The sequence below is a fragment of the Nonlabens marinus S1-08 genome, assembly GCF_000831385.1.
In the GTDB taxonomy this organism is placed as follows: Bacteria; Bacteroidota; Bacteroidia; order Flavobacteriales; family Flavobacteriaceae; genus Nonlabens; species Nonlabens marinus.
This window is the reverse complement of the sequence record NZ_AP014548.1, coordinates 2,003,572-2,025,909: the sequence shown is the minus strand read 5'-3', so window position 1 is coordinate 2,025,909 and position 22,338 is coordinate 2,003,572. Positions and strand designations below refer to the sequence as shown.

Here is a 22,338-nt window from a genome sequence, read left to right as displayed (position 1 = left end):
CAAGCTTGGCTTTCTTTTTGTACCAGTAAGGGAATAGCACCAGTAATATTGATGCGCGTAAGTACCATATTCAGATATCTAATTCCATTGAAGCTTGCTCAGAGCTTCTAGAATTTTAAGGAAAGGATACGCATCCTTCCCACAGATAAAAGGATGCTATTCCCAGTCTGGCATAAAGGAGTTTTGAAAAAGGTCTTCTCTATCATCATTAGTGGTTTGGTTTGGTTTCAATATTTGAACCTTACCACCACTGTCAGTATCATTAGACCTATTAGTAACTATAATTTGAGCATCTGTTGGTGAAAATCTTGCGTCTAAATCATTTGTGCCACTTGGTTTCAAGCTGGATCTGTCCACTCTCGTGGAAGAATTAAATGAGTATACAAAAACTCTAGAATCTAGTTGGCGGTATTCTGTATTTTCAAATCCAGAAACATCTTTAGTATACACTAATTTGGTGTTGTCTATGCTCAATTCAAGGCCACCAGCGGCTCCAGGTTCACCTGATAATACGGTATTTAAGACTACTCCGGAGTCGTTAATAGTAAAAATATTAACGTTATACCCATTTAAGTTATTAGTTTTCAAAGCAATAACTTCATTATTATAGTCTACTTCTGTAATAAGATTTCCATTATTCGTTTGATAAACTAAGGTTAAGCCTCCACCGTCGGGATTTATTCGATAGAGTTTGTCTAGAGATGGATAGTAAATGGCACTTCCATTATTTGTCCAAGATATATCTACCTCATCCAGATTGAAGCCATTCACTGGAATTGAACTGGTTACCTGTTGAACATCAGTACCGTCCGTATCCATGACAAATACATGAACATTAGCTCCTACATTTCTTAAAAAGGCTATCTTAGAAATCGTTCGGTTAACTCTAGGTCGCCAACTGTTTTTAGAATCTGAGGTTATAGCTACCAAATTGCCATTATCATCACCACCGTAAATCACATTATTGTCTCCCACTTTACGAACAACATGAAATCTATTAGATGGAAATGAGGTCGTGGTAAAGCTTTGTATAACGCTATTCACTGGTAGGTTGATACCATCATCTGCAGTAACTTGCCAAAAATATTTAGTAGCAAATTCAAGATTTGTTTCAAACTCACTAGTTTCAATATCAGTAAAGTTCTCAACTTCATTGGTTAAAGAGTTTCTCAATTGTAGAGTATAAGTAAGTGAATCACCATCTACATCAATCGACTCCCAATCAAACGTCACGTTAAAATCAATTGCTGTTGCCTTATCAGCTGGGAAAATAAGTGTAGGGGATGGTGGCGGTTTATTATTTGCAGTAGAAATTTGTAGTTCAAAAACAACTGTCGTTTCCTCATCTGTTTCAACATCTGCAGATTCAAATTTTACTAGAAACCCATCCTTCTCCGCTTTTACAGCAAAGGTTCCATTTTCAACATCCAGTGTGAATTTACCTTCGTCATCAGTAAAAACAGTATTAGTATTTGGATTCGTAGATATTTTCACATTCGCCAAAGGTTCAAAAGTGACATCTTTTACCACCGTCCCGGTTATAGTTCCTTTACCGTTGACAATGATGGTTTCCTCCGTACAACCTGTTATCAATAAACAAGTAGTGACTATTAAATAGATTATTGTCTTCATGATTATAGTTGATTATTAGAGTTAGTTTGCTTCCGCGAAAGCGAATCAATCACCATGTCGTTTTTCAATTGAAGTTCATTTACTCGTTTTAGCTCTTTCTTTTGTTGTCGCTTTAAATAACTAGGTGAATTTTCTTTAGCCTGACTTTTACCTAGGTATACATTAATACCAGCGCCAAATTTGTAGTATTGATCATCGCGAACTCCAGAAACTATGCGATCCATCTCATCTGAAAAAACGACGTTATAATCACCGTAGACTTTTATTCCTATACTAGGCGATACTAAATATTCAAAGGAAAGGCCAGCTTGAGCTTTAAAATCGATCACATTAAAACCATCTCCATAATTTAAGCCTGGACCAGCGTATATCATGGGAGTAAACTTTTCATAGGGAAGCACTGTAAATTCCAGATTGAGATCGGTACTGGCAAATTGTCTATTAAGAGTTCCTGTGTTTTTTATTCTATAACCGCTGCCTTGACCGTAGAGACCTAAAAATGGTGTGAAGTTATATTTTACTCCAGCTAGGAGGGAATATTCATAATATGGATTAGGTAAATCATTGTTTGCATAAGTGGCACCTCCACCTGCATCTATCCTCCATTTACTACGACGATCAAGAAGTTCACGCTGGTAAACATCAGTTCTCTCAGCTACTTCTTTTTCACTTCGATAATTTTGCTGCATCTGATCTGCAACATTTTGACCACCTTTCGGATACCACAGCCCCACGTCAATTCCCTCCACTATTAATGCTTCGACAGCTTTTTCAATAGCCTCTGTAACTGCTAATTGGGCTGGCTCATTTCTCGTAAAGCCTGTTTCCGCTTCTAGCAAACGTTTAAAATTGACATATCTAAATAAGCTGGCATCCACTGCTTGTGAATAAATAGATTTTGAAACGTAGACCGTCTTCATAACTTGACCTGTTTGGGTCAACACCGCCCTTAAATAAACTGTTACTCGATCCTGACGGTATTTACTAGATCCACCTGCTCCAAAATAACGAGCCCCAACACCTCCCGTAAGAACGTTAGTATCATAAGAAACAATACCACCTTCTATGATAACCCCTGCATATAGTAGGGAAGGTAACGGTGGTTGTTGCGTGTTTGTTTGTTGGGAGTAGTCTTTACGAGTGGCAGAAATTATATTTCGCTCATTTAAAAGATTATCAAGGTTTTCTCTTTCGATAATGGTAAACCAGTTGGAATCTTCCAATGCTTTGATAAGAATTGTAGTTCCGCCTTGAGTGACTGCATTACTAAAGGTAGATCCGTTCTCAGTTTGTTTGAATTGACCTGTTTGATCTTCAAATCGATAGACACCAACAACAGCGGGAGCTATTGGTGGGGGAAGATTTCTTAAAGTATAGGTAGCATCAGTAGTTTCTCCAATGCGAGCATTTTGAGTGTCCAATGGTTGACTAAAATATGCTCCACAACCCGAAATTAAGACGCATGAAATTACAAGACACAATAATCTTGTGAGTTTTTTGAAATACCGCATAATTAGTTATTTGGTATAACTACAGTGGTGGTATCTCCTGTTGTGGTATCGAGTATATTTACCACTAGACCATCTAATGATTCTAGAATTTCTACTTCTAAATTACCGAAACTAAACGTACCTGGTTCTAAACCATTTTCAAAATTGACCTGAGCATTAAGTAAGTTTCGAGAAAGTTGACTTAACAATTGTCTATTCAGTCCATCTGCAAATGAATCAAGGTCCGAAAGCTCATCTCGTCTACTTGCAGCATCAGGATCCGTAAATTTATTTTGAGCTTCAGCACTTTGAATGAGCCACTGATAATTGAAAGTATTACCTCCAAATGCAGGATTAATAGGAGTGTAACTAAATTGTTGAGCATTCATACCTGTGGTGAAACAGAGAGCAAATAACAACAGGAGCGATGTTGTAATTTTTTTGAGCATAATAAAGTATTTAATTGTTAATAGAAGCTTGCATTACTTTTAATTTTTCAAAGTGTTGGTAAACAACCCGTAAGCTGTAATCCCCTACTTCCTTAATGAAGTCATCATTAGGATTTAGAAAAAACTGATACACTAAATCAGTCCCGACTGAAATCTCTATTCTAGTATTTCTACCTTGACCAAATTTCTCTTTTATAGATACCACCCTCGACCCATTAATTCGATATTTTTTATATTCTTTATAAAAATAATCGTAAAATTTCCGAGCTGGAGCTGTACGTATATCTCTAGTGACGAGACCACTGATTTCAATACCATCATAGGATGTATTTGGCTCGCTTTTGAGTTGTAAAGTGTTCGGTTCTATTCGTTTCAAGTCTTTACCTATCAATTTATCTTCTACATCATATATTAATAACATGATGGTTACAATGTCAGGAGTGTTAAGGTTGACGCTTGTAGTAGATAACATTCCTTGAGATTTTGACTTTAGAACTCCTCTTCCTGTTTGATTGTTTTTAGAACTATTATTTGTTGCAGTATCCTTCTTGATAACTGCGAGTTCATAACGTATGCTTTGGTCCGAATTGGTCAGGTTGGACGCCATACCTGTGATATTTAAAAAACCTCCTTGATCTTCCAGTAAGACTTCTGCCTTTATAGTTTGATTATATAAGGATTCTTGAGCCGTAGTAAGGCCCATTGAAAATAAAAATATGCAAAGAATATATCTCATTAATTATGGATAATGTATGCTTCTTTTCCCACTCCTTTTTGAGTTATCTCGATTCTTTCTGAAAGGCTGTTTTTACCTGTGCTAATAATTTTATTATAACTCCCTTCTTGAAAAATGGATGCAGTGTGAAGTTGAGCCCCATGAATGCTGTAATCTTGAAAATAATTATCATTACCTATTTGAACTACATTTTCTCTTATAGTTTTAGCATTCAGTTCTATGAATGCACGATTGTTAGTACCTGATTGAAACAAGCTGATTTCACTGTCATTTGAAGTAGTTGATATTAATCCTATATTATTAACACCTACCTGATCTATGAGTACCAGGTTTCTTGATACAGCTGCTGATTGAGATGGTGTTTTATAAAAGGATTCATTTGAAATCAAGTTGAGCTGCTCACTAGCAGTTGTTGGTGATCCTGTTTTTAATAAGGGTTTGTCATTGACGTAAGTTTGAGCCAATGAAGTAATTGCAATCAATTGAAAAATGAAAAAATAAATAATCCGTTTCATGATATTATTGTTTACTTGATTAGCCATTAATTTTAAAACCTAATTCAACGCCGTTGCAATAATTAGGTTATTATAAGTAAGGAGTAGGATTGAAAAGTATCTCCTTCTCAATCCTACCCTATTACTTAATAATAAGTCCCTAAAACCTATTATTAGTTGCTACCATTAAGAGAAGAACTTCTCTTAGTTAGGTTAGTTTTAGATCTAAGACCAGTCGTGTCACCGGAATTTCTCTGTATTACAGTTGCAGTATTCAAAGTAGAAGCACCTCCATTAACTACACTACCAAATTGGTTCTGTGTAATATAACTCATGTGTCCATCACCTTTTTGATCAACGATTGATTCATTCTTAAATCCTCCTTGGAAAATTTGAGAATCATTCATACTACCATCTTGTAAGGAAGTAGCACGGTTTCCTTCACCAGGATTTTGACCGTAAGATTGATAGTGGAATACTTTGTTATCATCACCCAATTGCTCTTGGAAGGATCTATTATTATTACCTTGCTGCCACACTTCAGCTTCATTGCGCTTACCGTCTTGTGTTTGCATAGATAAATTATCTCCACCTGTAGTAGTTCCTCCTAAGTTTTGACGCGCTATCGCTTTATTGCGATTACCTTTTTGATCTTGATAAGCCTCATCACCACTTAATCTCTGTTCAATTAAAGCCTCATTTGCTTTACCTTCTTGAACTTGTTGAGCAAAAGCATCAGTAGCATCAGCTCCTGAACCTCCTCCTTGAACTATTTCAGCGTAGTTAGCATCCTGATTATTTGGGTCTTTACCTTGCTGAAACTGTCTAGCTTCGTTATCATCTCCAGTTTGTGAAATCACACCTATCTGACCTGGGCCATCTTCCTCAGCAGTGTTCTGTTCTTGAATGGATTTGTTACGATCTCCTAATTGAGTAGAGGAAGCCATGTTATTATCCCAACGTTGTTGAATACTCGCATTATTGTCATTTCCTTCTTGATCAACGGTACCAACGTTACTTTCTGCCTGTTCAGCAACGGAGCTACCTTGTTGAATAGAAGATGTATTGTTCATTCCTAATTGGTTAGAACGGGCATCGTTCATATCACCATATTGACGAGTCTTTGAATCATTGCCTTCTCCATCCTGATCGATCTGGGCATAGTTATTTTCACCGCTCGTTCCTGGTTGAACATTACCTCTTTGCAATACATCTGCCGTATTCAAGTTACTAGTATTATCTCCTATTTGATAAATAAAAGATCCATTAGTAGTACCTTCTTGAAGAACATTTGCATCGTTCCCACTATCTACTTGATCGATTAAGGAATAATTACCTCCTACACCAGGCGTTGCTGAAGCAGGTGCAGATTTTTGTGGGCCTGGTGCAACATAATTATTTGGCACTGTAATAGGCCCTAATAAAGGTGTTGCTGTTGTAGATGGTCCCGTTGGTCCCGATGGAATTGGAGGTGTTTGCGCAAATGCGATTCCTCCTGCTAGTAGCGCTGCTGCGCCGAGAATTACTCTTTTCATAATTAAAATATTTAGAATTAATAAATACGTTTTCAGGAGCTAGCATAACAGATCTTACGCATCAGTTGTGCTATTGAATACAGTAAATTATTCTAGGGGTATAATTATGACAGTAAGGGGAAGTCTGTCTAATTAAGAAACTTCGGGATCTGTTGTTTCTTAATGTTATCCAAATATAGAAGACTTTTTTGCTAATTTCCAAGTAACCGTTTATCGATTAACCTATTTATCGGTATTATAATTGACTAATAACCAATGTTTACGATATACTAAAACGGTTGTTAATTTTATGTTAATGGTTGAACAGCAAAGCTATTTCACTGAAATTTACACATTTGTTAATCAGACACATACCTAATATTGGGTATATGTTAATTTCAAATTTATATGAAAGTTAGACTTATTGACTAGTATTGGCAGAAAACAAAAAAAACCCTCAAAAATCGAGGGCTTTCTTAAATCAAATATGTTGGATTGATCTACTTAATCAACTCATAACTTCTATTCACAAAAGCAGTCAATGCCTCTCCTTTCAATAATCCTTGAGAAAGCTTAGCAAGATCGACCGATTGCTTGATCAAGCGATCCTTTTTCTTACCAGCTTTGGCATTAAAGATTTCTTGAACTAGCTCATGATTAGCATTCACGACTAGATTGTACATGTCTGGCATATTGCCAAAGCCCATCATACCGCCACCACCAGTCGCTTGCATTTCTTTCATGCGGCGCATAAATTCTGGTTGGGTAATCATAAATGGTGCTGCATCGCTGCTCATGGCTTCTACTTGAACGCTATAGCTGGTATCTGCAATAGTATCAGTGATGCTTTTCTGTAATGCTTCTTTCTCCTCGTCAGACAATTTAGAGATTTGCTCTTCTTCTTTCTTGATAAGATTATCAACACTATCTGCATCTACTCTGGCAAAAGTGACATTCTCTTTAGATTGCTCTAGCTTCTGCATCAAGTGGGATACGATTGGTGAATCTAGCAGTAATACTTCATAGCCTTTAGCTTTCGCGGCAGCGAGATAACTGTGTTGCGCCTCTTTATTAGAAGCGTACAACAAGACTGTTTTCCCGTCTTTATCGGTTTGAGAGTCTTTTACTTTTTCCATCAATTCTTCCCACGTGTAGTAAGAACCATCTACAGTTGGATAGAGTGCAAAGGCATCAGACTTTTCAAAGAACTTGTCCTCACTCAACATACCGTACTCAATAACGATTTTGATATCGTTCCACTTTTGTTCAAAAGCAGCTCGGTCTTCATTGAATAAAGACTTCAATTTGTCAGCTACCTTTCTAGTGATATAGCTGGAAATCTTTTTCACAGCGCCATCTGCTTGTAAGTAAGAACGAGAAACATTCAGCGGAATGTCTGGACTGTCAATCACACCGCGCAACATCGTCAAGAATTCTGGTACGATACCTTCCACATTATCTGTGACGAAAACCTGATTTTGGTACAACTGGATGCGATCCTTTTGTACATTCAAGTCTTGGGTCATCTTAGGGAAATACAATATTCCTGTCAGGTTAAAAGGATAATCTACATTCAAGTGAATGTGGAACAATGGCTCCTCAAACTGCATAGGATACAACTCGCGGTAGAAGTCCTTATAATCCTGATCTTCTAACTCTGTTGGTTGCTTAGTCCAGGCTGGATTCGGGTTGTTGATGATGTTATCTACTTCCTGAGTCGGTGATTTGTCCTCTTCTTTAGCGCCTTCTGGCTTCTCTAAAGTTTCGGTTTTTGTACCAAACTTGATCGGCACCGGCATGAACTTGTTGTACTTCGTCAACAACTCACGAATCTTACTTTCTTCAAGAAATTCCTTCTCGTCGTCAGAGATGTGAAGAATGACCTCCGTACCAAAGTTTTCTTTCTCTGCTGGCTCAATCGTGTAATTAGGAGAACCATCGCACGTCCAGTGTACTGCAGGCTCGTCTTTATAGGATTTGGTTATAATTTCAACCTTATCCGCCACCATAAAGGCAGAATAGAATCCAAGACCGAAGTGTCCAATGATACCGCTGTCCTTAGCGCTGTCTTTATATTTTTCAAGAAACTCCTCAGCTCCAGAAAATGCGATGTCATTAATATACTTCTGCACCTCATCCTCTGTCATACCTAGACCTTGGTCTATAATATGTAGTGTTCCATCTTCCTTATTGATTTTTACCTCAATTTGCTGGTCGCCCAGCTCAACACTTGCCTCGCCTATCATGGCAAGGTGCTTCAGTTTAAGAGTTGCATCCGTGGCATTAGAAACCAGTTCGCGCAAGAAAATCTCGTGATCGCTGTATAAGAACTTTTTGATAAGCGGGAAAATATTCTCCACCGCTACATTAATCTTTCCTTGTTGTGACATATATCGTTTGTATTTTTTTGATGTATTAATTATTTCGCTTTCGCGAAAGCGAATTCACTTTCAACCTCAATGGTCAAATCGAGTACCAAACCACTACAAATGACAACCTGACATTAAATGGTAAAATTTGACAGAAACATAAAGACACAATAAGATTATTTCGTCATATTTAAATAACATAAAATTTATTCTATGAATACTCCAGACTTCTCAAAATTAAAGGCATTATACATCAACTGTACATTAAAAAAATCACCCACTAGAAGCCACACTAAATTGTTAATGGACGCGAGTGCTGCGATCATGGAAAAAGAAAACGTTGCTGTAGAGCATATCCGATTTGTTGACCATCCAGTCGCTAGCGGCGTTCAACCTGATATGAGGGAACACGGCTGGGAAGAAGACGCCTGGGTTGAAATTTCTAAAAAAGTCATGGAAGCCGATATCCTAATTATAGGGACGCCCATATGGCTGGGCGAGAAATCTTCACAATGTCAATTACTTATAGAGCGATTATACTCCATGAGCGGTATGACCAATGAAAAGGGACAATATAAATTCTACGGAAAAGTAGGTGGTACCATTATTACTGGAAACGAGGACGGCATCAAGCATTGCGCCATGGGAATTCTATACTCCATGCAGCACGTGGGTTATTCCATACCACCACAAGCCGATGCTGGCTGGATAGGAGAAGCTGGACCTGGACCTAGTTATGGCGATGATGGTAGAGTGGGATTAGACAACGATTTTACTAAACGAAATACCACATTTATGACCTACAATTTATTGCATCTGGCGCACATGCTCAAAACGAATAATGGCTATTCCGCCTATGGTAACTCTAGAGAACAATGGGACAAAGGGAATAAATGGGGATTTGAAAATCCAGAATATAGATAGATTGAAGTTTTCAGCTTTCCTGCCTGACCAGTGTTCAAGCGATACAGCAAAGTAGATCCAGAACTTATCTCTTGCTAACAAACTTGGAAGAGTTGACATAGAACCGCCATGGCAAATCCTTGTCTTCCTCGGCATAATCAATACCGATGCGTTTGCTCTCTATAATATCGCTTTCGCGAAAGTTGCTTTCTTTAGACTCCTCGATCCACACAATATTACCTGTAAGATCCTCACCATAATGCGATCGATCCAACCCAAACGCCTTGCTGAAGTTTCCAGGTCCAGAAGTAAGCGTTTTATCTAGTTCCTTACCGCGACGCTCCTGCATAATCTCGATACCTTCCACGGGTTCAACGGCTCTTATTAAAATAGCGTCGGCATTGTCTTTTGTATTAGTGATGATATTGAACAAGTTGTGAATGCCGTAACACAAATACACATAAGCCACACCACCAGATTCATACATGACCTTAGTGCGTTCTGTAAATCGACCTAGATGTGCGTGGCAAGCCTTATCGTCATAACCGCGATAGGCTTCGGTTTCTGTAATTGTGCCGCTGGTGCGCTTACCATCCACCATAGAAACGATGGTTTTACCAATGAGGTCTTTGGCAAGAAATACGACGTCGTTGTTTTGGTAGTAGCTAACAGGGAGTTTTTTTGAAGGCATACGTTAAATTACGATGCCCTGACATTTTGAGCCAGGCTGTTCATACATCTTAATAAAGGTTTAGCATCTTAAGTCTGTACCTTTGCAGCTTTACCTTTATTTATGACTTTCAAAGACCTTAAGCTTTCCAGTGCACTCCTTAGCCAATTGGAGAAAAACCAATTTGCTAAGCCTACTCCTATTCAAGAACAAGCCATCACGCCCATTCTGGAAGGAAAAGATGTGATGGGAATTGCTAAAACCGGTTCTGGAAAGACCCTTGCTTACGTCCTACCTTTACTCGACCGCTTGCAAAATCAGCCGTCTGAGAATAGAGAAATTCAAGCGCTGGTGATGGTACCCACACGCGAACTCGCTGTGCAGGTAAGCGAAGCGATCATTCTTTTTTCAAAAGCCTTAAAAAACCCATTAATCACCATGGCGGTTTATGGAGGTGTGAGTATCAATCCGCAGATGATGAAAATGAACACAGTAGACATTCTCGTGGCAACACCAGGGCGTTTATTGGAATTGATGGAGAAGAACGCAGTAAAGATTGCCAAGACTAAAATCTTGGTATTGGATGAAGCCGATAAGATGTTGTCGATGGGTTTCCGTGAAGAAATGGATCAGGTTTTTGCAAGGTTGCCGAAACGTCTGCAGACCTTGTTATTTTCAGCCACGCTATCGCCTAAGGTTTCTGAAATTATTCAGTATTTGACTCTCGATCCTGTTGTGATCAACATTCAAGTTCCAGAAGAAGATCTGGCGCTCATTAAGCAAATTGGTTACCGAGTAACAGAAGAAAAAAAAGGAGTTTTATTGAGACATCTTATTGAGAAGCATGAGATGAAGCAGGTATTGATCTTCTGCTCATCCACCTATCAAGTAGAGCATGTGAATGACAAACTCAACACAAATGGGATAACTTCAAAAGCGATTCACGGTAAAAAAGCCCAAGGAACTAGACAATCTCACCTCAACGAATTCAAAAGTGCGGATAGCGAAGTGCGCTGCCTCGTCACTACGGATCTACTTTCTCGTGGTATTGATATTGAGTTTCTTCCTTTTGTAATCAATTATGAATTACCTAGATCTCCTAAAGATTACATCCACCGTATAGGAAGGACCGGCCGTGCAGAGAATCCAGGAACGGTCATCTCACTAGTCACCGCAGATGAAGCAAACCACATGCGAGTGATCCAGAAAAAAACTAAGATGAAGGTTTGGATGGAAGATTTACCGGAGTGGAATTCTTAGGGAATTAAATATTGAGTTTAAAAAAAAGTGTCGGATGAATCGTGTTATCATTTTATTATTGCTGTCAAGTTCAATTTGTGTTGCACAAATTGATTTAGACCTGCCTATGAAAGTCAATAAAATTTCTTTTGAAAATCCTTCAAGGGACTCATTTGAAGATTGCAGAACACTTAATATCCATCATCAACTAAAAACTGTTGTAAATATTGGGAATGATTACTCAATCGAAGTCCCAGAAAACTGGGAAGTTTTTGAAAATTTGGTTCCCGAGACGCCTGGAATTATTATTTCGCTGGAGCACGATGGTATGAGCGACTTAATCGGAGTAGTCGAGGTTGAAAAAGAAAATGTTGATCTTGAAAAATATTTCACACAAGAATTAACCTCTTTGTGGTTTGGCTCTAGTTCAGAAGAGTGGACATATGTTGAAGCAGGAATAGGACATATAGGTGAAAAGGAAACCTATTGGCTTCATGAAGAATCAATTGTGGAAACCGAGTTAATTCAGAATATTTTTTATTACGTAGAAGGTAACTCTAAAACTCAAGTATTTCTTGTTAATATGGCACTTATCGGACCTAAAATCAATGTTCGTGAGCGATTTTGTAATTTGAGAAGATGGCTTGAAACCTTTCAGATAAGGTAAGTAAACAAAAAAGCCCCAACGAATTGAGACTTTTAAATTTAAACTTTAGCTTAGGTTTAAGTTTTACTTCTTCTCAAAGTCCAGACTCAAGCTATTCACACAGTGTCTAATTCCTGTATTAGTCGGCCCATCATTAAATACATGACCTAAATGGCTGCCGCAATTGGCGCACATAATCTCAGTACGCATCATTCCATGAGTGGTATCCCGTTTGCGTTCGATGGCTCCTTCTATCTCATCATCAAAAGAGGGCCAACCGCAACCGCTGTCAAATTTAGTTTCGGACTTATACAACTCATTGCCGCAAGCTGCACAGGAATAAACACCATCTTCATAGTTGGTATTATGTTCGCCTGTAAATGGTCGCTCTGTTCCTTTTTCACGTAAAACATGGTACTGCTCTGGGGTCAACTTCTTTTTATATTCTTCCTCTGTCATCTTTTTAATTTTAAATGTCACTCTATGAGAGCAGCTTGCGGTAGGGATTGAACGTAAATCCTTTTAAATAACACATCGCATACATTGCGACGTGTTATTTAAAAGATTGAAGTGAAAGCCCGACCTGAAAATGAAGCGTAAGCGTAATTTTCAGGGAACGCCCAAATCATCATCATATCAATTTTTCTATTTTCTTAACTCAGGCAAGGCTTGTCCTTCTGGAACAAAATCCAGTGCTACGCCATTAATACAGTGTCTTTTTCCTGTAGTTTCCTCTGGCCCATCATTAAAAATATGTCCTAAGTGACTTCCACAAGTGGCACATTTAGCTTCATCGCGCTTGTACCCTATTTTCATATCGCTATCCAATACGATGGCGCCATCAATGGCACGATCATAACTAGGCCATCCTGTACCTGACTTAAACTTGTGCTCATTCTCATAAAGCGGAGCATAACAAGCAGCACAAATTAATGTTCCCGGGCTGGTTTCTTCATTCAATGGACTGGTAAAAGGAGGTTCCGTTCCCGCCTCGCGCAGAATATTGAATTCTTCTGGAGTAAGAATGGATTGCCACTCGGCTTCAGTTTTAGAAACTTTATAGTCTTGAGTGTTACTCGCTGTGGTTTCCCCATCAGCAGATTTCTCTTGTGCATTTGATTTACAGGAAATTGCGGCAATTGCCAATGCTCCTAATAATAGATTCTTGATCATCATAAATATTTTGTATAAAAATAATCCACAAAGCCTGGTATTGTGTTGCAGCTTTGTTAACCTTACATACGCTATAGTTACATTCTTAGTTTTGAGGCTGCATTTCCAATTATCAGGTGTGTATTTCATAAATTTACGGCTATGAATATGAAAGTTGCCATTATTATGGGATCGACGAGCGACTTGCCAGTGATGCAAGATGCCATTGATATCCTCAAAGAACTCCAAATTGAAACTGAAGTAGATGTGGTCAGCGCCCATCGCACGCCAGAGAAAATGTTTGAATTTGGTCAAAATGCACACAAAAAAGGTATTGCTGTGATTATTGCTGGTGCTGGTGGTGCCGCACATTTACCAGGAATGGTGGCTAGTCTATCGCCGTTACCTGTTATAGGTGTTCCTGTAAAGTCTAGTAATTCTATCGATGGTTGGGACAGTGTTCTTTCTATCTTGCAAATGCCTGGTGGCGTTCCTGTTGCCACTGTCGCTTTGAACGGAGCTAAGAATGCTGGTATACTTGCCGCTCAAATTTTAGGAGCTACTCAAGAGGACGTTCGCGATCGTATCATCGCCTACAAGGAATCTCTCAAAGAAAAGGTGACTCAAGCCGCTGCGCAGATGCGTCATGAGTAAAACCTATTTCTACTCTTCCATCGTCGCATTGTTATTGACCTTGACATGGTTGGGTTACGAATTGAGCTTGCGCCATTTTGTAAAATGGCATTTTCTAGTTGCTGGTGGTATTCATTTTTTACTAGCTATTATCATCAATCGCCAGTTTACTAAAAAAGACATCAATTACTTAGGTTGGATTCATGTCGTACTTGCGGTTGTGTTTTTCGGCTACGGACATTTTAGTTAGAACTTCAGTATTTAACAAATCCATAGAGATCATCTGATTTTTGGCTCGTATTTTTACAAATATGAGTACAGAAAACAATCCCTTACTACAGAAATTTGAGACACCTTTTGAAACGGCTCCTTTTTCTGATATCCAAGAATCCCATTTTGAGTCCGCTTTCGCGAAAGCGATAACCCTTGCCCAGTCAGAGATTGACAAGATTACGGCTCATCAACAACCACCTACTTTTTCTAATACGATTGAAGCCTTAGACCGAAGTGGAGATACGTTGAGCAGAATTAGCTCTATATTTTTTAACCTGAACAGTGCCGAAACGAACGACGAAATCCAACGCATTGCGAGAGTGGTGAGCCCACAATTATCCAAATTTGGTAACGATGTCACTTTAAATAAGGAACTCTTTACCCGTGTTAAAACTATATATAATCAGCGGGAGGATCTTTCCCTAGATCCAGAGCAAATGACGCTCTTAGAAAAGCAATATAAAAGATTTTCTCGCAACGGTGCCAATCTTGCAGAAAGTAAGCAGGAACGGTTGAGAGAACTGGACACCCAGCTTTCTGAGTTGAGTTTGAGTTTCGGCGAGAATGTACTTGCCGCGACGCAAGATTATGAACTTCATATAACCGACTTAAATCAGCTTTCTGGTTTGCCAGAAACCGCTCTAGAAGCAGCTCAAGAAGAGGCTAAAAGTCGTGATAAAGAAGGTTATGTGTTCACACTAGACTACCCCAGCTACATCCCTTTCATGACGTATGCAGATAACCGTGAATTGCGTGAGAAATTTTCTAAAGAATTTGGCGCAAGGGCATACAAGGGCAAACACAATAATGAAGAAAATGTGTTGAAAATTGCTCGATTGCGACATGAAAGAGCCAATCTTTTAGGTTATGAAACACACGCTCATTTCGTCTTAGAGGAGCGTATGGCCATGACCCCAGAGAAAGTGAGCACCTTTTCTGAAGAATTGCTGGAAAAAGCAAAACCCGCTGCTGAAAAAGAATTTCGCGAACTTGAAGCCTACGCTCAAGAATATTTGAAAAAAAATAATCTAGATCAAATTGATCAGTTGCAAAAATGGGATGGCGCCTATTTTTCAGAAAAAATGAAGAAGGAATATTTTGAGCTGGATGATGAATTGCTCAAACCCTATTTCAAATTAGAAAACGTTATCGATGGTGCCTTTGAAGTTGCCAATCGATTGTACGGTTTAACGTTTGAAAAGAATGAATCCATTTCTAAGTATCATAAAGATGTGATTACTCATGAGGTAAAAAATGAAGATGGAACGCTCAATTCTATCTTTTATGCCGACTTCTTCCCGCGTAAAGGAAAAAGAAATGGCGCGTGGATGACCTCATTTAAAGATCAGTACATTGAAAATGGCACGAACAGTCGTCCTCATGTATCTATTGTCTGTAATTTTACGAAGCCAACTGCTACTAAGCCATCGCTATTGACTTTTAACGAGGTGACTACGTTATTCCATGAATTTGGTCATGCCCTACATGGTATGTTAGCAAATACTACGTATCGCAGTTTATCAGGAACTTCGGTTTTTTGGGATTTTGTGGAATTGCCTAGCCAGATTTTAGAGAACTGGTGTTACGAAAAAGAAGCATTGGAACTATTTGCTCGTCATTACGAGACTAATGAAGTGATCCCAGCTAAGTACATTGAAAAAATAAAAAAAGCGGCAACATTTCATGAAGGCTTGCAAACATTGAGACAGTTATCTTTCGGGATGCTGGACATGCACTGGTATGGGATTGACCCAACAGGCATTACAGATGTCAAGAATCATGAAAGAGAAGTCTTTGATCAGACTGATTTGTATCCAGATGTTGTAGATAGTTGCATGAGTACTGCTTTTGCGCATATCTTTCAAGGTGGGTACAGTGCCGGTTATTATTCCTACAAATGGGCCGAGGTTTTAGATGCTGATGCGTTTGAACTGTTTCAAGAAAAAGGAATTTTTAATCGGGAAATAGGGACTAGCTTTAAAGAAAATGTGCTCTCTAAAGGTGGAACTGAAAATCCAATGTTGCTGTATACACGCTTCCGCGGAAGCGAACCAAAAATAGACGCTTTGCTTAAAAGAGCTGGATTGGTCGCGTAGTCAGTAAGAATGTTAGTTCGAGCAGTTTATGCTGAGCTTGTCGAGGCACAGTCGAGAACAGTTAAGAAATTAAGATTTCAGAACTTTGACTGCATAAAGTTTCACAAGTTTTCCCTTTTGGGGAAATGTCCGTAGGACAATGGGGCTTGCGTATGAGTAATAACAATAGGCAATTGAAAATTAGATTTGCAAAGCAAATCAGTAATAAAAAATAAAAAAGTGCCAGAAGTAAAATTGGTTCCGGAAAAATGGGTAGATCGCTATGGTGATTACCTATTTAATTATACCATCACAAGAGTTAATGATTCTGTATTGGCTCAAGACTTGGTATCTGAAACCTTTCTGGCAGGATTGAAAAGTGCCCATAGATTTCAAGGGAATAGTACTGAAAGGACTTGGTTGATCTCAATTCTAAAACGGAAGATTATAGATCAATACCGCAAACAGAACAGCAAGAAGGGAAAAGCAGAAGTCCGAGTCAGTTATTTGAACACAAGTGATCAAGAAGGCGACTGGCTAGAAGAACGGGTGAGTGACTTGCGCAATCCCACAGTAGAAGATGAAATCGAACAACGGGAACTAGGTGAAGCCTTGAATGCTTGCATCGCTGCATTGCCGGAACGTTACGCCACCATCTTTGTTCAGAAATCCATCGATAATCTGGAAACCGAAACAATCTGTAAGGAACATAATATCACAGCGTCAAATTTATGGGTTATTCTACATCGTGCCAGGGTGCAATTGATGGAGTGTCTTAAGGATAAATGGTTTAATGAAAACGAATAATGATAGCTAGGCTTTTTATCAATTGCGATGATGCACATGTGCTTAGCACACGTGATCAATATAGAGACTTGAATTCAAAGGAGAAATTCCGTTTGAAGTTACATAACTCGCACTGTCCAGGCTGTCGCGACTTTAATAAGAACAATGATGTGTTTACCAAAAAGATGAACCGGTTAAAATGGGTTCGCTTGACGGATGATCAAAAGGAGCTTATTAAAAACAGGTTGAAAGAAGAATTAGGACGTTAAATTCCAAAAACCACAAACAATCCCAGCCATAGTATTGGAATAGCTTCCACAAATAAACTAGCATAATAATCCGACTTAAAGCGGTCAGCAAACCAAATGCTTAGGGCTGTTAGTGTTAAAATACACCCTGTCAGAATAACAGTTAGCTGTTGATCGCCGTAATTCTCTAGTTCCATCGCTCCATAAATAAGTAGCAGGAATATTCCAACGTATTTTGTTTTTTCAACCCCTATGAGCTGTGGCAAAGTGCGCAATTCTGGAGCGTCATATTTTAAATCTCTTATTTCAAATGGAATACATAGGGCTATGACAAATAGTGCATATTTTAAAACAGCAGATACAAGCTCCTGATAATCTGGACTGGAAATAAAATGAAATGCAGAATGGGTTTTAAAATAATTTCCATTCTCATACATAATATGTGGTAGAAGCACCGCCAATACCGACCACGAGACGCCAATGGTTATTAACTTCACGACAGGAATCTGCCTGAAGCTTTTCCCTATAATCTCTGGTAAGGAGTACAGTGCCGTCAAGATGCTACAAACACCAAATAAAATCACAGCGTAAACACCTAACTGAAACACAGCTATCACCGCAATGAGTGCACTGACACCCGTCAGTATTTTTATCGCAACATTAAATTGAAAATTTTCTTTAAGTAGATGGACGTATTTGGCTATATTATAACCAACAAGAGTGGAGCAGCCCACAGCAACTAATTCTAACATCGAGGGCGCAAACCCCATCTCTAAAGACACCACCGTATAGAATGCAACAAAGCATAAACTCACATGCAAACTGCTTTGAATATAAAAGTCAAGAATCCTTTTAAATGACATCATAGCACAAATGTAATCGGCATCGTTAACAACTTGGCTTAAACGGTTGAAAAATGATGTAGATAGCTTGCCTTTGAATGTTAGTTTCCAGGTCATAATCGACTACTTTTGTAACCTGAAAAAATAGCCCACATAAGCTCTATGAATACAGATCGTTTTGCCCTTAGACATATAGGACCACGCCGCGCTGACTTACCTGAAATGCTATCCACCATAGGTGTTGAAAGTATAGACCAGTTGATCCATGAGACCATTCCTGCAGGAATACGTCTTCAACAGGAACTGCAGCTGGATGATGCGATGAGTGAATATGAATTTCTATCGCACATCAATACCTTAGGTAACGAGAACAAACAGTACCGTACTTACATAGGTTTAGGCTATCATGCGGCGATCACGCCAGCAGTGATCCAGCGTAATGTCCTTGAAAATCCAGGCTGGTATACCGCTTACACACCTTATCAGGCAGAGATTGCTCAGGGACGTCTAGAAGCCTTATTAAATTATCAGACCATGGTTGCTGATTTGACTGGGATGGAACTGGCTAACGCTTCCCTACTCGATGAATCCACAGCAGCTGCAGAGGCGATGACCTTATTGTTTTCGGTACGTGAAAGAGATCAAAAGAAAAATAACCACGTGAAATTTTTCGTGGATGAAGATGTATTGCCACAGACTAAGGAATTGCTGAAAACCCGTGCTATTCCACTGGGAATTGAGCTGGTAGAAGGCAATCCTCAAGAGATGGATAAAGATGACAGTTACTATGGTATTCTATTGCAATATCCTGGTGCTAGCGGTAATGTGGTGGAATATTCCGCTTTCGCGAAAGCGTGCCAAGACAAAGGCATCCGCATCGCAGTAGCAGCTGATATTTTATCATTAGTAGTACTTGAAGCTCCAGGTCACTGGGGTGCAGATGTAGTGGTTGGAACCACACAGCGATTTGGAATCCCATTGGGCTACGGAGGCCCTCACGCAGCATTCTTTGCTACTCGAGAAGATTTTAAAAGACAGATTCCAGGACGTATTATAGGCGTGACTCGAGATATGGACGGCAAACGTGCATTGCGTATGGCATTGCAGACTCGTGAGCAGCACATTAAACGTGATAAAGCGACATCTAACATTTGTACCGCACAAGTATTGCTAGCCGTTATGGCAGGTATGTATGCGGTGTATCACGGCCCTCGTGGGTTGAAATATATTGCTGAAAAAGTACACGGCCACGCGGCTACTCTTGCAGATGCTGTTGAAAAACTAGGAATTTATCAAACGAATGAAAATTATTTTGATACACTAAGTTTCAAAACCCCTGCAGATGCCGTGCGCAAAGCGGCTTTGGAAAAAGAATTGAATTTCTATTACCCAGATGAAGATACCGTTCAGGTTTCCATCAACGAGACTACCTCTCTTGCAGACTTGAATGATATTGTTTCCGCTTTCGCGAAAGCGGTTTCAAAAGAAGCTTCATCCATAACAGAAGTATTAGAGGAAACTCACTTAGGCGCTGGACGCCAAACTGATTTCTTAACTTTTGAAGTATTTAATTCCTACCACAGTGAAACGGAATTGATGCGTTACATCAAGAAATTAGAACGTAAAGATCTAGCCTTGAATCATTCCATGATTGCATTAGGATCTTGTACCATGAAATTAAATGCCGCAGCAGAAATGTTGCCATTATCTGACCCGCAATGGGGGAACATTCACCCATTCGTACCTATTGACCAGGCAGCGGGTTATCAAAAAATGTTGAAAAAGTTAGAGTTGCAATTGAATGAAGCTACTGGTTTTGCTGGAACTTCGTTACAACCCAACTCTGGTGCACAGGGAGAATTTGCTGGTTTAATGGCAATTAGAGCCTACCACCTTTCTCGCGGTGATGATCACAGAAATATATGTTTGATCCCTTCTAGTGCTCATGGGACCAATCCAGCAAGTGCCGTAATGGCGGGAATGAAGGTTGTGGTTACTAAAGCTCTTGAAAACGGAAACATCGATGTAGATGATTTACGTGAGAAAGCAGAAAAGCACAAAGACAACCTAAGCGCTTTGATGGTGACCTATCCATCCACTCATGGAGTGTATGAAAGTGCTATTAAAGAAATAACAGGCCTGATTCATGAGAATGGAGGTCTGGTTTACATGGACGGTGCTAACATGAATGCGCAAGTAGGACTGACCAACCCAGGAAACATCGGTGCAGACGTTTGTCACTTGAACCTACATAAAACCTTTGCTATCCCTCATGGTGGCGGTGGCCCAGGTGTAGGTCCTATCTGTGTGGCAGAACGACTGGTACCTTTCTTGCCTACCAACCCTATTATTCCAACTGGTGGTGATCAAGCAATCACGCCTATTAGTGCTGCTCCTTTTGGTAGCGCACTGGCGTGTTTGATATCCTATGGTTACATCTGTATGCTGGGAGCTGATGGATTGAAAAGATCTACAGAATATGCGATCGTAAATGCTAATTACATCAAGGAGCGCTTGAAGGGCAGCTATGAGTGTTTGTATTCTGGAGAACAAGGACGTGCAGCTCATGAAATGATTATCGATTGCCGACCATTCAAGGATCATGGAATTGAAGTTGTTGACATCGCAAAGCGTTTAATGGACTATGGATTCCACGCCCCTACCGTTTCTTTCCCGGTGGCAGGAACCATGATGATTGAACCTACTGAGTCTGAAAGCAAAGCAGAAATCGATCGTTTTTGTGAAGCCATGATTTCCATACGCAAAGAAATTGCGACTACAGACAAAGACGAACCTAACAATGTCTTGAAGAACGCACCGCACACCATGATGATGTTGACTTCAAATAATTGGGACTTTCCTTATACTAGAGAGCAGGCGGCCTATCCATTAGACTGGGTTGCAAACAATAAATTCTGGCCTACCGTACGTCGTGCAGACGATGCTTATGGAGACCGCAATTTGATGTGTACGTGTGCTCCTATGGAAGAATATTTGTAAATAATGAATTGGAAACTGCCGTTTGGCAGTTTTTCAATTTACTATGCATGCATACAAAAATCAACTAAGAAATAGGATATTCAAGTAATTATCACTTTTTTTACCGATTATATCATTTTATGAGAGCTAAGATTACTGGAGTTGGAAGTTATATTCCTGATGTCGTTAGAAAAAATGAAGAGTTCTTAAATCACGAATTCTTGAATAATGACGGCACTTCTTTCGGGAGCGATAATGCTACTATTATTGAAAAATTTGTAGCAATTACTGGAATTGAAGAACGTCGTTATATGAACGACGAGATGTTCACAAGCGATCTTGCAACTAGTGCCGCAAGAAATGCGATTGATGATGCAAGGTGTGATCCAGAAACTATTGATTTTATCATCGTTGCCCATAACTACGGAGACGTCAAACCAGATGGTGGAAGCAGTGATATGGTGCCAAGTTTAGGTACTCGAGTGAAACAAAAACTAGGTATAAAAAACCCTAAGTGCGTTGCTTATGATGTACTATTTGGTTGTCCGGGATGGATTTTAGGATTGACACAAGCTGATTCCTTTATCAAATCGGGATTAGCTCAAAAGGTTTTGGTCATAGGTGCGGAAGCCCTTTCTAGAGTCGTAGATCCACACGATAGGGATTCCATGATCTACTCTGATGGCGCAGGCGCAGTTATTGTAGAACCTAGCGATGATGAGCATGGTATTATAGGTCAAGCAACTGCAACTTATACAGAAGAAGAAGCCTATTTTATCTTCAACCAAAAATCCTATAACGTCAACATAAAAGACAAGACCCAGTATATCAAAATGTACGGTCGTCGCATCTATAATTTTGCGTTGTCAAAAGTTCCTGAAGGAATGAAGGCAGCCTTAGATCAATCAGGTGTGGACATTAAAGACTTGAAGAAAATCTTTATCCATCAAGCTAACGAAAAAATGGATGAAGCTATCGTGACTCGATTCTATAAACTCTATGGAATGGAAATGCCTAAACACATCATGCCTATGATCATACATAAATTAGGGAATAGCAGTGTGGCCACTGTTCCTACGGTGATGGATCTTGTGGTAAAAGGAAAAATGCCAGACCACCAAGTTGAAAAAGGGGATGTGGTGATGTTTGCCAGTGTTGGTGCTGGTATGAATATCAATGCGATTGTCTACAGATACTAATTACTAGTG

The 22,338-nt window shown here is 39.4% G+C and carries 21 protein-coding genes; 10 read left to right on the top strand and 11 right to left on the bottom strand.

Features of this window, described 5'->3' with window-relative positions; translation table 11 throughout:
• Positions 1 to 156 precede the first annotated feature (156 nt).
• The 7 genes from NMS_RS09345 to htpG form a co-directional block, all read right to left on the bottom strand.
• Positions 157 to 1,632 (bottom strand): carboxypeptidase regulatory-like domain-containing protein, encoded by a 1,476-nt coding sequence (locus NMS_RS09345; protein ID WP_041496467.1) that lies wholly within the window; start codon positions 1,630 to 1,632, stop codon positions 157 to 159.
• Positions 1,633 to 1,634: 2 nt separating this feature from the next.
• Positions 1,635 to 3,143: a CsgG/HfaB family protein gene (locus NMS_RS09340; protein ID WP_041496466.1), complete on the bottom strand. Its 1,509-nt coding sequence runs from the start codon at positions 3,141 to 3,143 to the stop codon at positions 1,635 to 1,637.
• Between the two features lie 2 nt (positions 3,144 to 3,145).
• Positions 3,146 to 3,571 carry a curli production assembly/transport component CsgF gene (locus NMS_RS09335; protein ID WP_041496465.1) on the bottom strand — a complete coding sequence of 142 codons (426 nt, stop codon included), beginning with the start codon at positions 3,569 to 3,571 and terminating at the stop codon, positions 3,146 to 3,148.
• 10 nt (positions 3,572 to 3,581) lie between these two features.
• Positions 3,582 to 4,307 carry a CsgE family curli-type amyloid fiber assembly protein gene (locus NMS_RS13520; RefSeq protein WP_084217683.1) on the bottom strand — a complete coding sequence of 242 codons (726 nt, stop codon included), beginning with the start codon at positions 4,305 to 4,307 and terminating at the stop codon, positions 3,582 to 3,584.
• On the bottom strand, positions 4,307 to 4,822 hold the full coding sequence (locus NMS_RS09325; RefSeq protein ID WP_148311366.1) for a hypothetical protein: 516 nt from the start codon (positions 4,820 to 4,822) through the stop codon (positions 4,307 to 4,309). The genes NMS_RS13520 and NMS_RS09325 overlap by 1 nt, the downstream gene beginning before the upstream one ends.
• A gap of 152 nt (positions 4,823 to 4,974) precedes the next feature.
• Positions 4,975 to 6,336, bottom strand: coding sequence for a hypothetical protein (locus tag NMS_RS09320; protein WP_041496463.1), 1,362 nt, complete (start codon positions 6,334 to 6,336; stop codon positions 4,975 to 4,977).
• 479 nt (positions 6,337 to 6,815) lie between these two features.
• A complete protein-coding gene (gene htpG / locus NMS_RS09315; RefSeq protein ID WP_041496462.1) occupies positions 6,816 to 8,705 on the bottom strand; it encodes a molecular chaperone HtpG in 1,890 nt (629 codons plus the stop codon).
• Positions 8,706 to 8,897: 192 nt separating this feature from the next.
• Between htpG and NMS_RS09310 the strand changes: the two genes are divergently transcribed.
• The gene (locus NMS_RS09310; RefSeq protein WP_041496461.1) at positions 8,898 to 9,608 is read left to right on the top strand and encodes a flavodoxin family protein; all 711 of its coding nucleotides are present in this window, start codon (positions 8,898 to 8,900) and stop codon (positions 9,606 to 9,608) included.
• 64 nt (positions 9,609 to 9,672) lie between these two features.
• Here NMS_RS09310 and NMS_RS09305 read toward each other — a convergent pair whose 3' ends face one another.
• Positions 9,673 to 10,278 (bottom strand): DNA-3-methyladenine glycosylase, encoded by a 606-nt coding sequence (locus NMS_RS09305; protein ID WP_041496460.1) that lies wholly within the window; start codon positions 10,276 to 10,278, stop codon positions 9,673 to 9,675.
• A 102-nt stretch (positions 10,279 to 10,380) separates the two neighbouring features.
• On the opposite strand from NMS_RS09305, the gene NMS_RS09300 reads away from it, so the two are divergent.
• Both NMS_RS09300 and NMS_RS09295 read left to right on the top strand, forming a co-directional pair.
• Positions 10,381 to 11,517 carry a DEAD/DEAH box helicase gene (locus NMS_RS09300; RefSeq protein ID WP_041496459.1) on the top strand — a complete coding sequence of 379 codons (1,137 nt, stop codon included), beginning with the start codon at positions 10,381 to 10,383 and terminating at the stop codon, positions 11,515 to 11,517.
• A 34-nt stretch (positions 11,518 to 11,551) separates the two neighbouring features.
• On the top strand, positions 11,552 to 12,163 hold the full coding sequence (locus NMS_RS09295) for a hypothetical protein (protein WP_041496458.1): 612 nt from the start codon (positions 11,552 to 11,554) through the stop codon (positions 12,161 to 12,163).
• Positions 12,164 to 12,226: 63 nt separating this feature from the next.
• Here the strand turns inward: NMS_RS09295 and msrB (NMS_RS09290) are convergent, their stop codons facing one another.
• Together msrB (NMS_RS09290) and msrB (NMS_RS09285) are read right to left on the bottom strand one after the other, a co-directional pair.
• Positions 12,227 to 12,601, bottom strand: a complete 375-nt coding sequence (gene msrB / locus NMS_RS09290; protein ID WP_041496457.1) for a peptide-methionine (R)-S-oxide reductase MsrB — start codon at positions 12,599 to 12,601, stop codon at positions 12,227 to 12,229.
• Between the two features lie 186 nt (positions 12,602 to 12,787).
• The gene (msrB, locus tag NMS_RS09285; protein WP_052477076.1) at positions 12,788 to 13,315 is read right to left on the bottom strand and encodes a peptide-methionine (R)-S-oxide reductase MsrB; all 528 of its coding nucleotides are present in this window, start codon (positions 13,313 to 13,315) and stop codon (positions 12,788 to 12,790) included.
• A gap of 147 nt (positions 13,316 to 13,462) precedes the next feature.
• On the opposite strand from msrB (NMS_RS09285), the gene purE reads away from it, so the two are divergent.
• From purE to NMS_RS09260, 5 genes are all read left to right on the top strand, one after another.
• Positions 13,463 to 13,948, top strand: coding sequence for a 5-(carboxyamino)imidazole ribonucleotide mutase (gene purE, locus NMS_RS09280; RefSeq protein WP_041497624.1), 486 nt, complete (start codon positions 13,463 to 13,465; stop codon positions 13,946 to 13,948).
• Entirely contained in the window at positions 13,941 to 14,177 is a 237-nt protein-coding gene (locus NMS_RS09275; protein ID WP_041496456.1) for a hypothetical protein, read from the top strand. The genes purE and NMS_RS09275 overlap by 8 nt, the downstream gene beginning before the upstream one ends.
• A 61-nt stretch (positions 14,178 to 14,238) precedes the next feature.
• A complete protein-coding gene (locus NMS_RS09270) occupies positions 14,239 to 16,296 on the top strand; it encodes a M3 family metallopeptidase (protein ID WP_041496455.1) in 2,058 nt (685 codons plus the stop codon).
• A 219-nt stretch (positions 16,297 to 16,515) separates the two neighbouring features.
• Positions 16,516 to 17,082 carry a sigma-70 family RNA polymerase sigma factor gene (locus tag NMS_RS09265; protein WP_041496454.1) on the top strand — a complete coding sequence of 189 codons (567 nt, stop codon included), beginning with the start codon at positions 16,516 to 16,518 and terminating at the stop codon, positions 17,080 to 17,082.
• Positions 17,082 to 17,330 (top strand): hypothetical protein, encoded by a 249-nt coding sequence (locus NMS_RS09260; RefSeq protein ID WP_041496453.1) that lies wholly within the window; start codon positions 17,082 to 17,084, stop codon positions 17,328 to 17,330. Before NMS_RS09265 ends, NMS_RS09260 begins: the two co-directional genes overlap by 1 nt.
• On the opposite strand, the gene NMS_RS09255 is transcribed toward NMS_RS09260, so the two are convergent.
• Positions 17,327 to 18,268 carry a UbiA prenyltransferase family protein gene (locus NMS_RS09255; protein ID WP_041496452.1) on the bottom strand — a complete coding sequence of 314 codons (942 nt, stop codon included), beginning with the start codon at positions 18,266 to 18,268 and terminating at the stop codon, positions 17,327 to 17,329. The genes NMS_RS09260 and NMS_RS09255 overlap by 4 nt on opposite strands.
• Positions 18,269 to 18,313: 45 nt before the next feature.
• Between NMS_RS09255 and gcvP the strand changes: the two genes are divergently transcribed.
• Complete coding sequence (gene gcvP, locus NMS_RS09250; RefSeq protein WP_041496451.1) at positions 18,314 to 21,151, top strand: aminomethyl-transferring glycine dehydrogenase; 2,838 nt, start codon at positions 18,314 to 18,316, stop codon at positions 21,149 to 21,151.
• Positions 21,152 to 21,270: 119 nt separating this feature from the next.
• Positions 21,271 to 22,329 (top strand): 3-oxoacyl-ACP synthase III family protein, encoded by a 1,059-nt coding sequence (locus NMS_RS09245; protein ID WP_041496450.1) that lies wholly within the window; start codon positions 21,271 to 21,273, stop codon positions 22,327 to 22,329.
• Positions 22,330 to 22,338 lie beyond the last annotated feature (9 nt).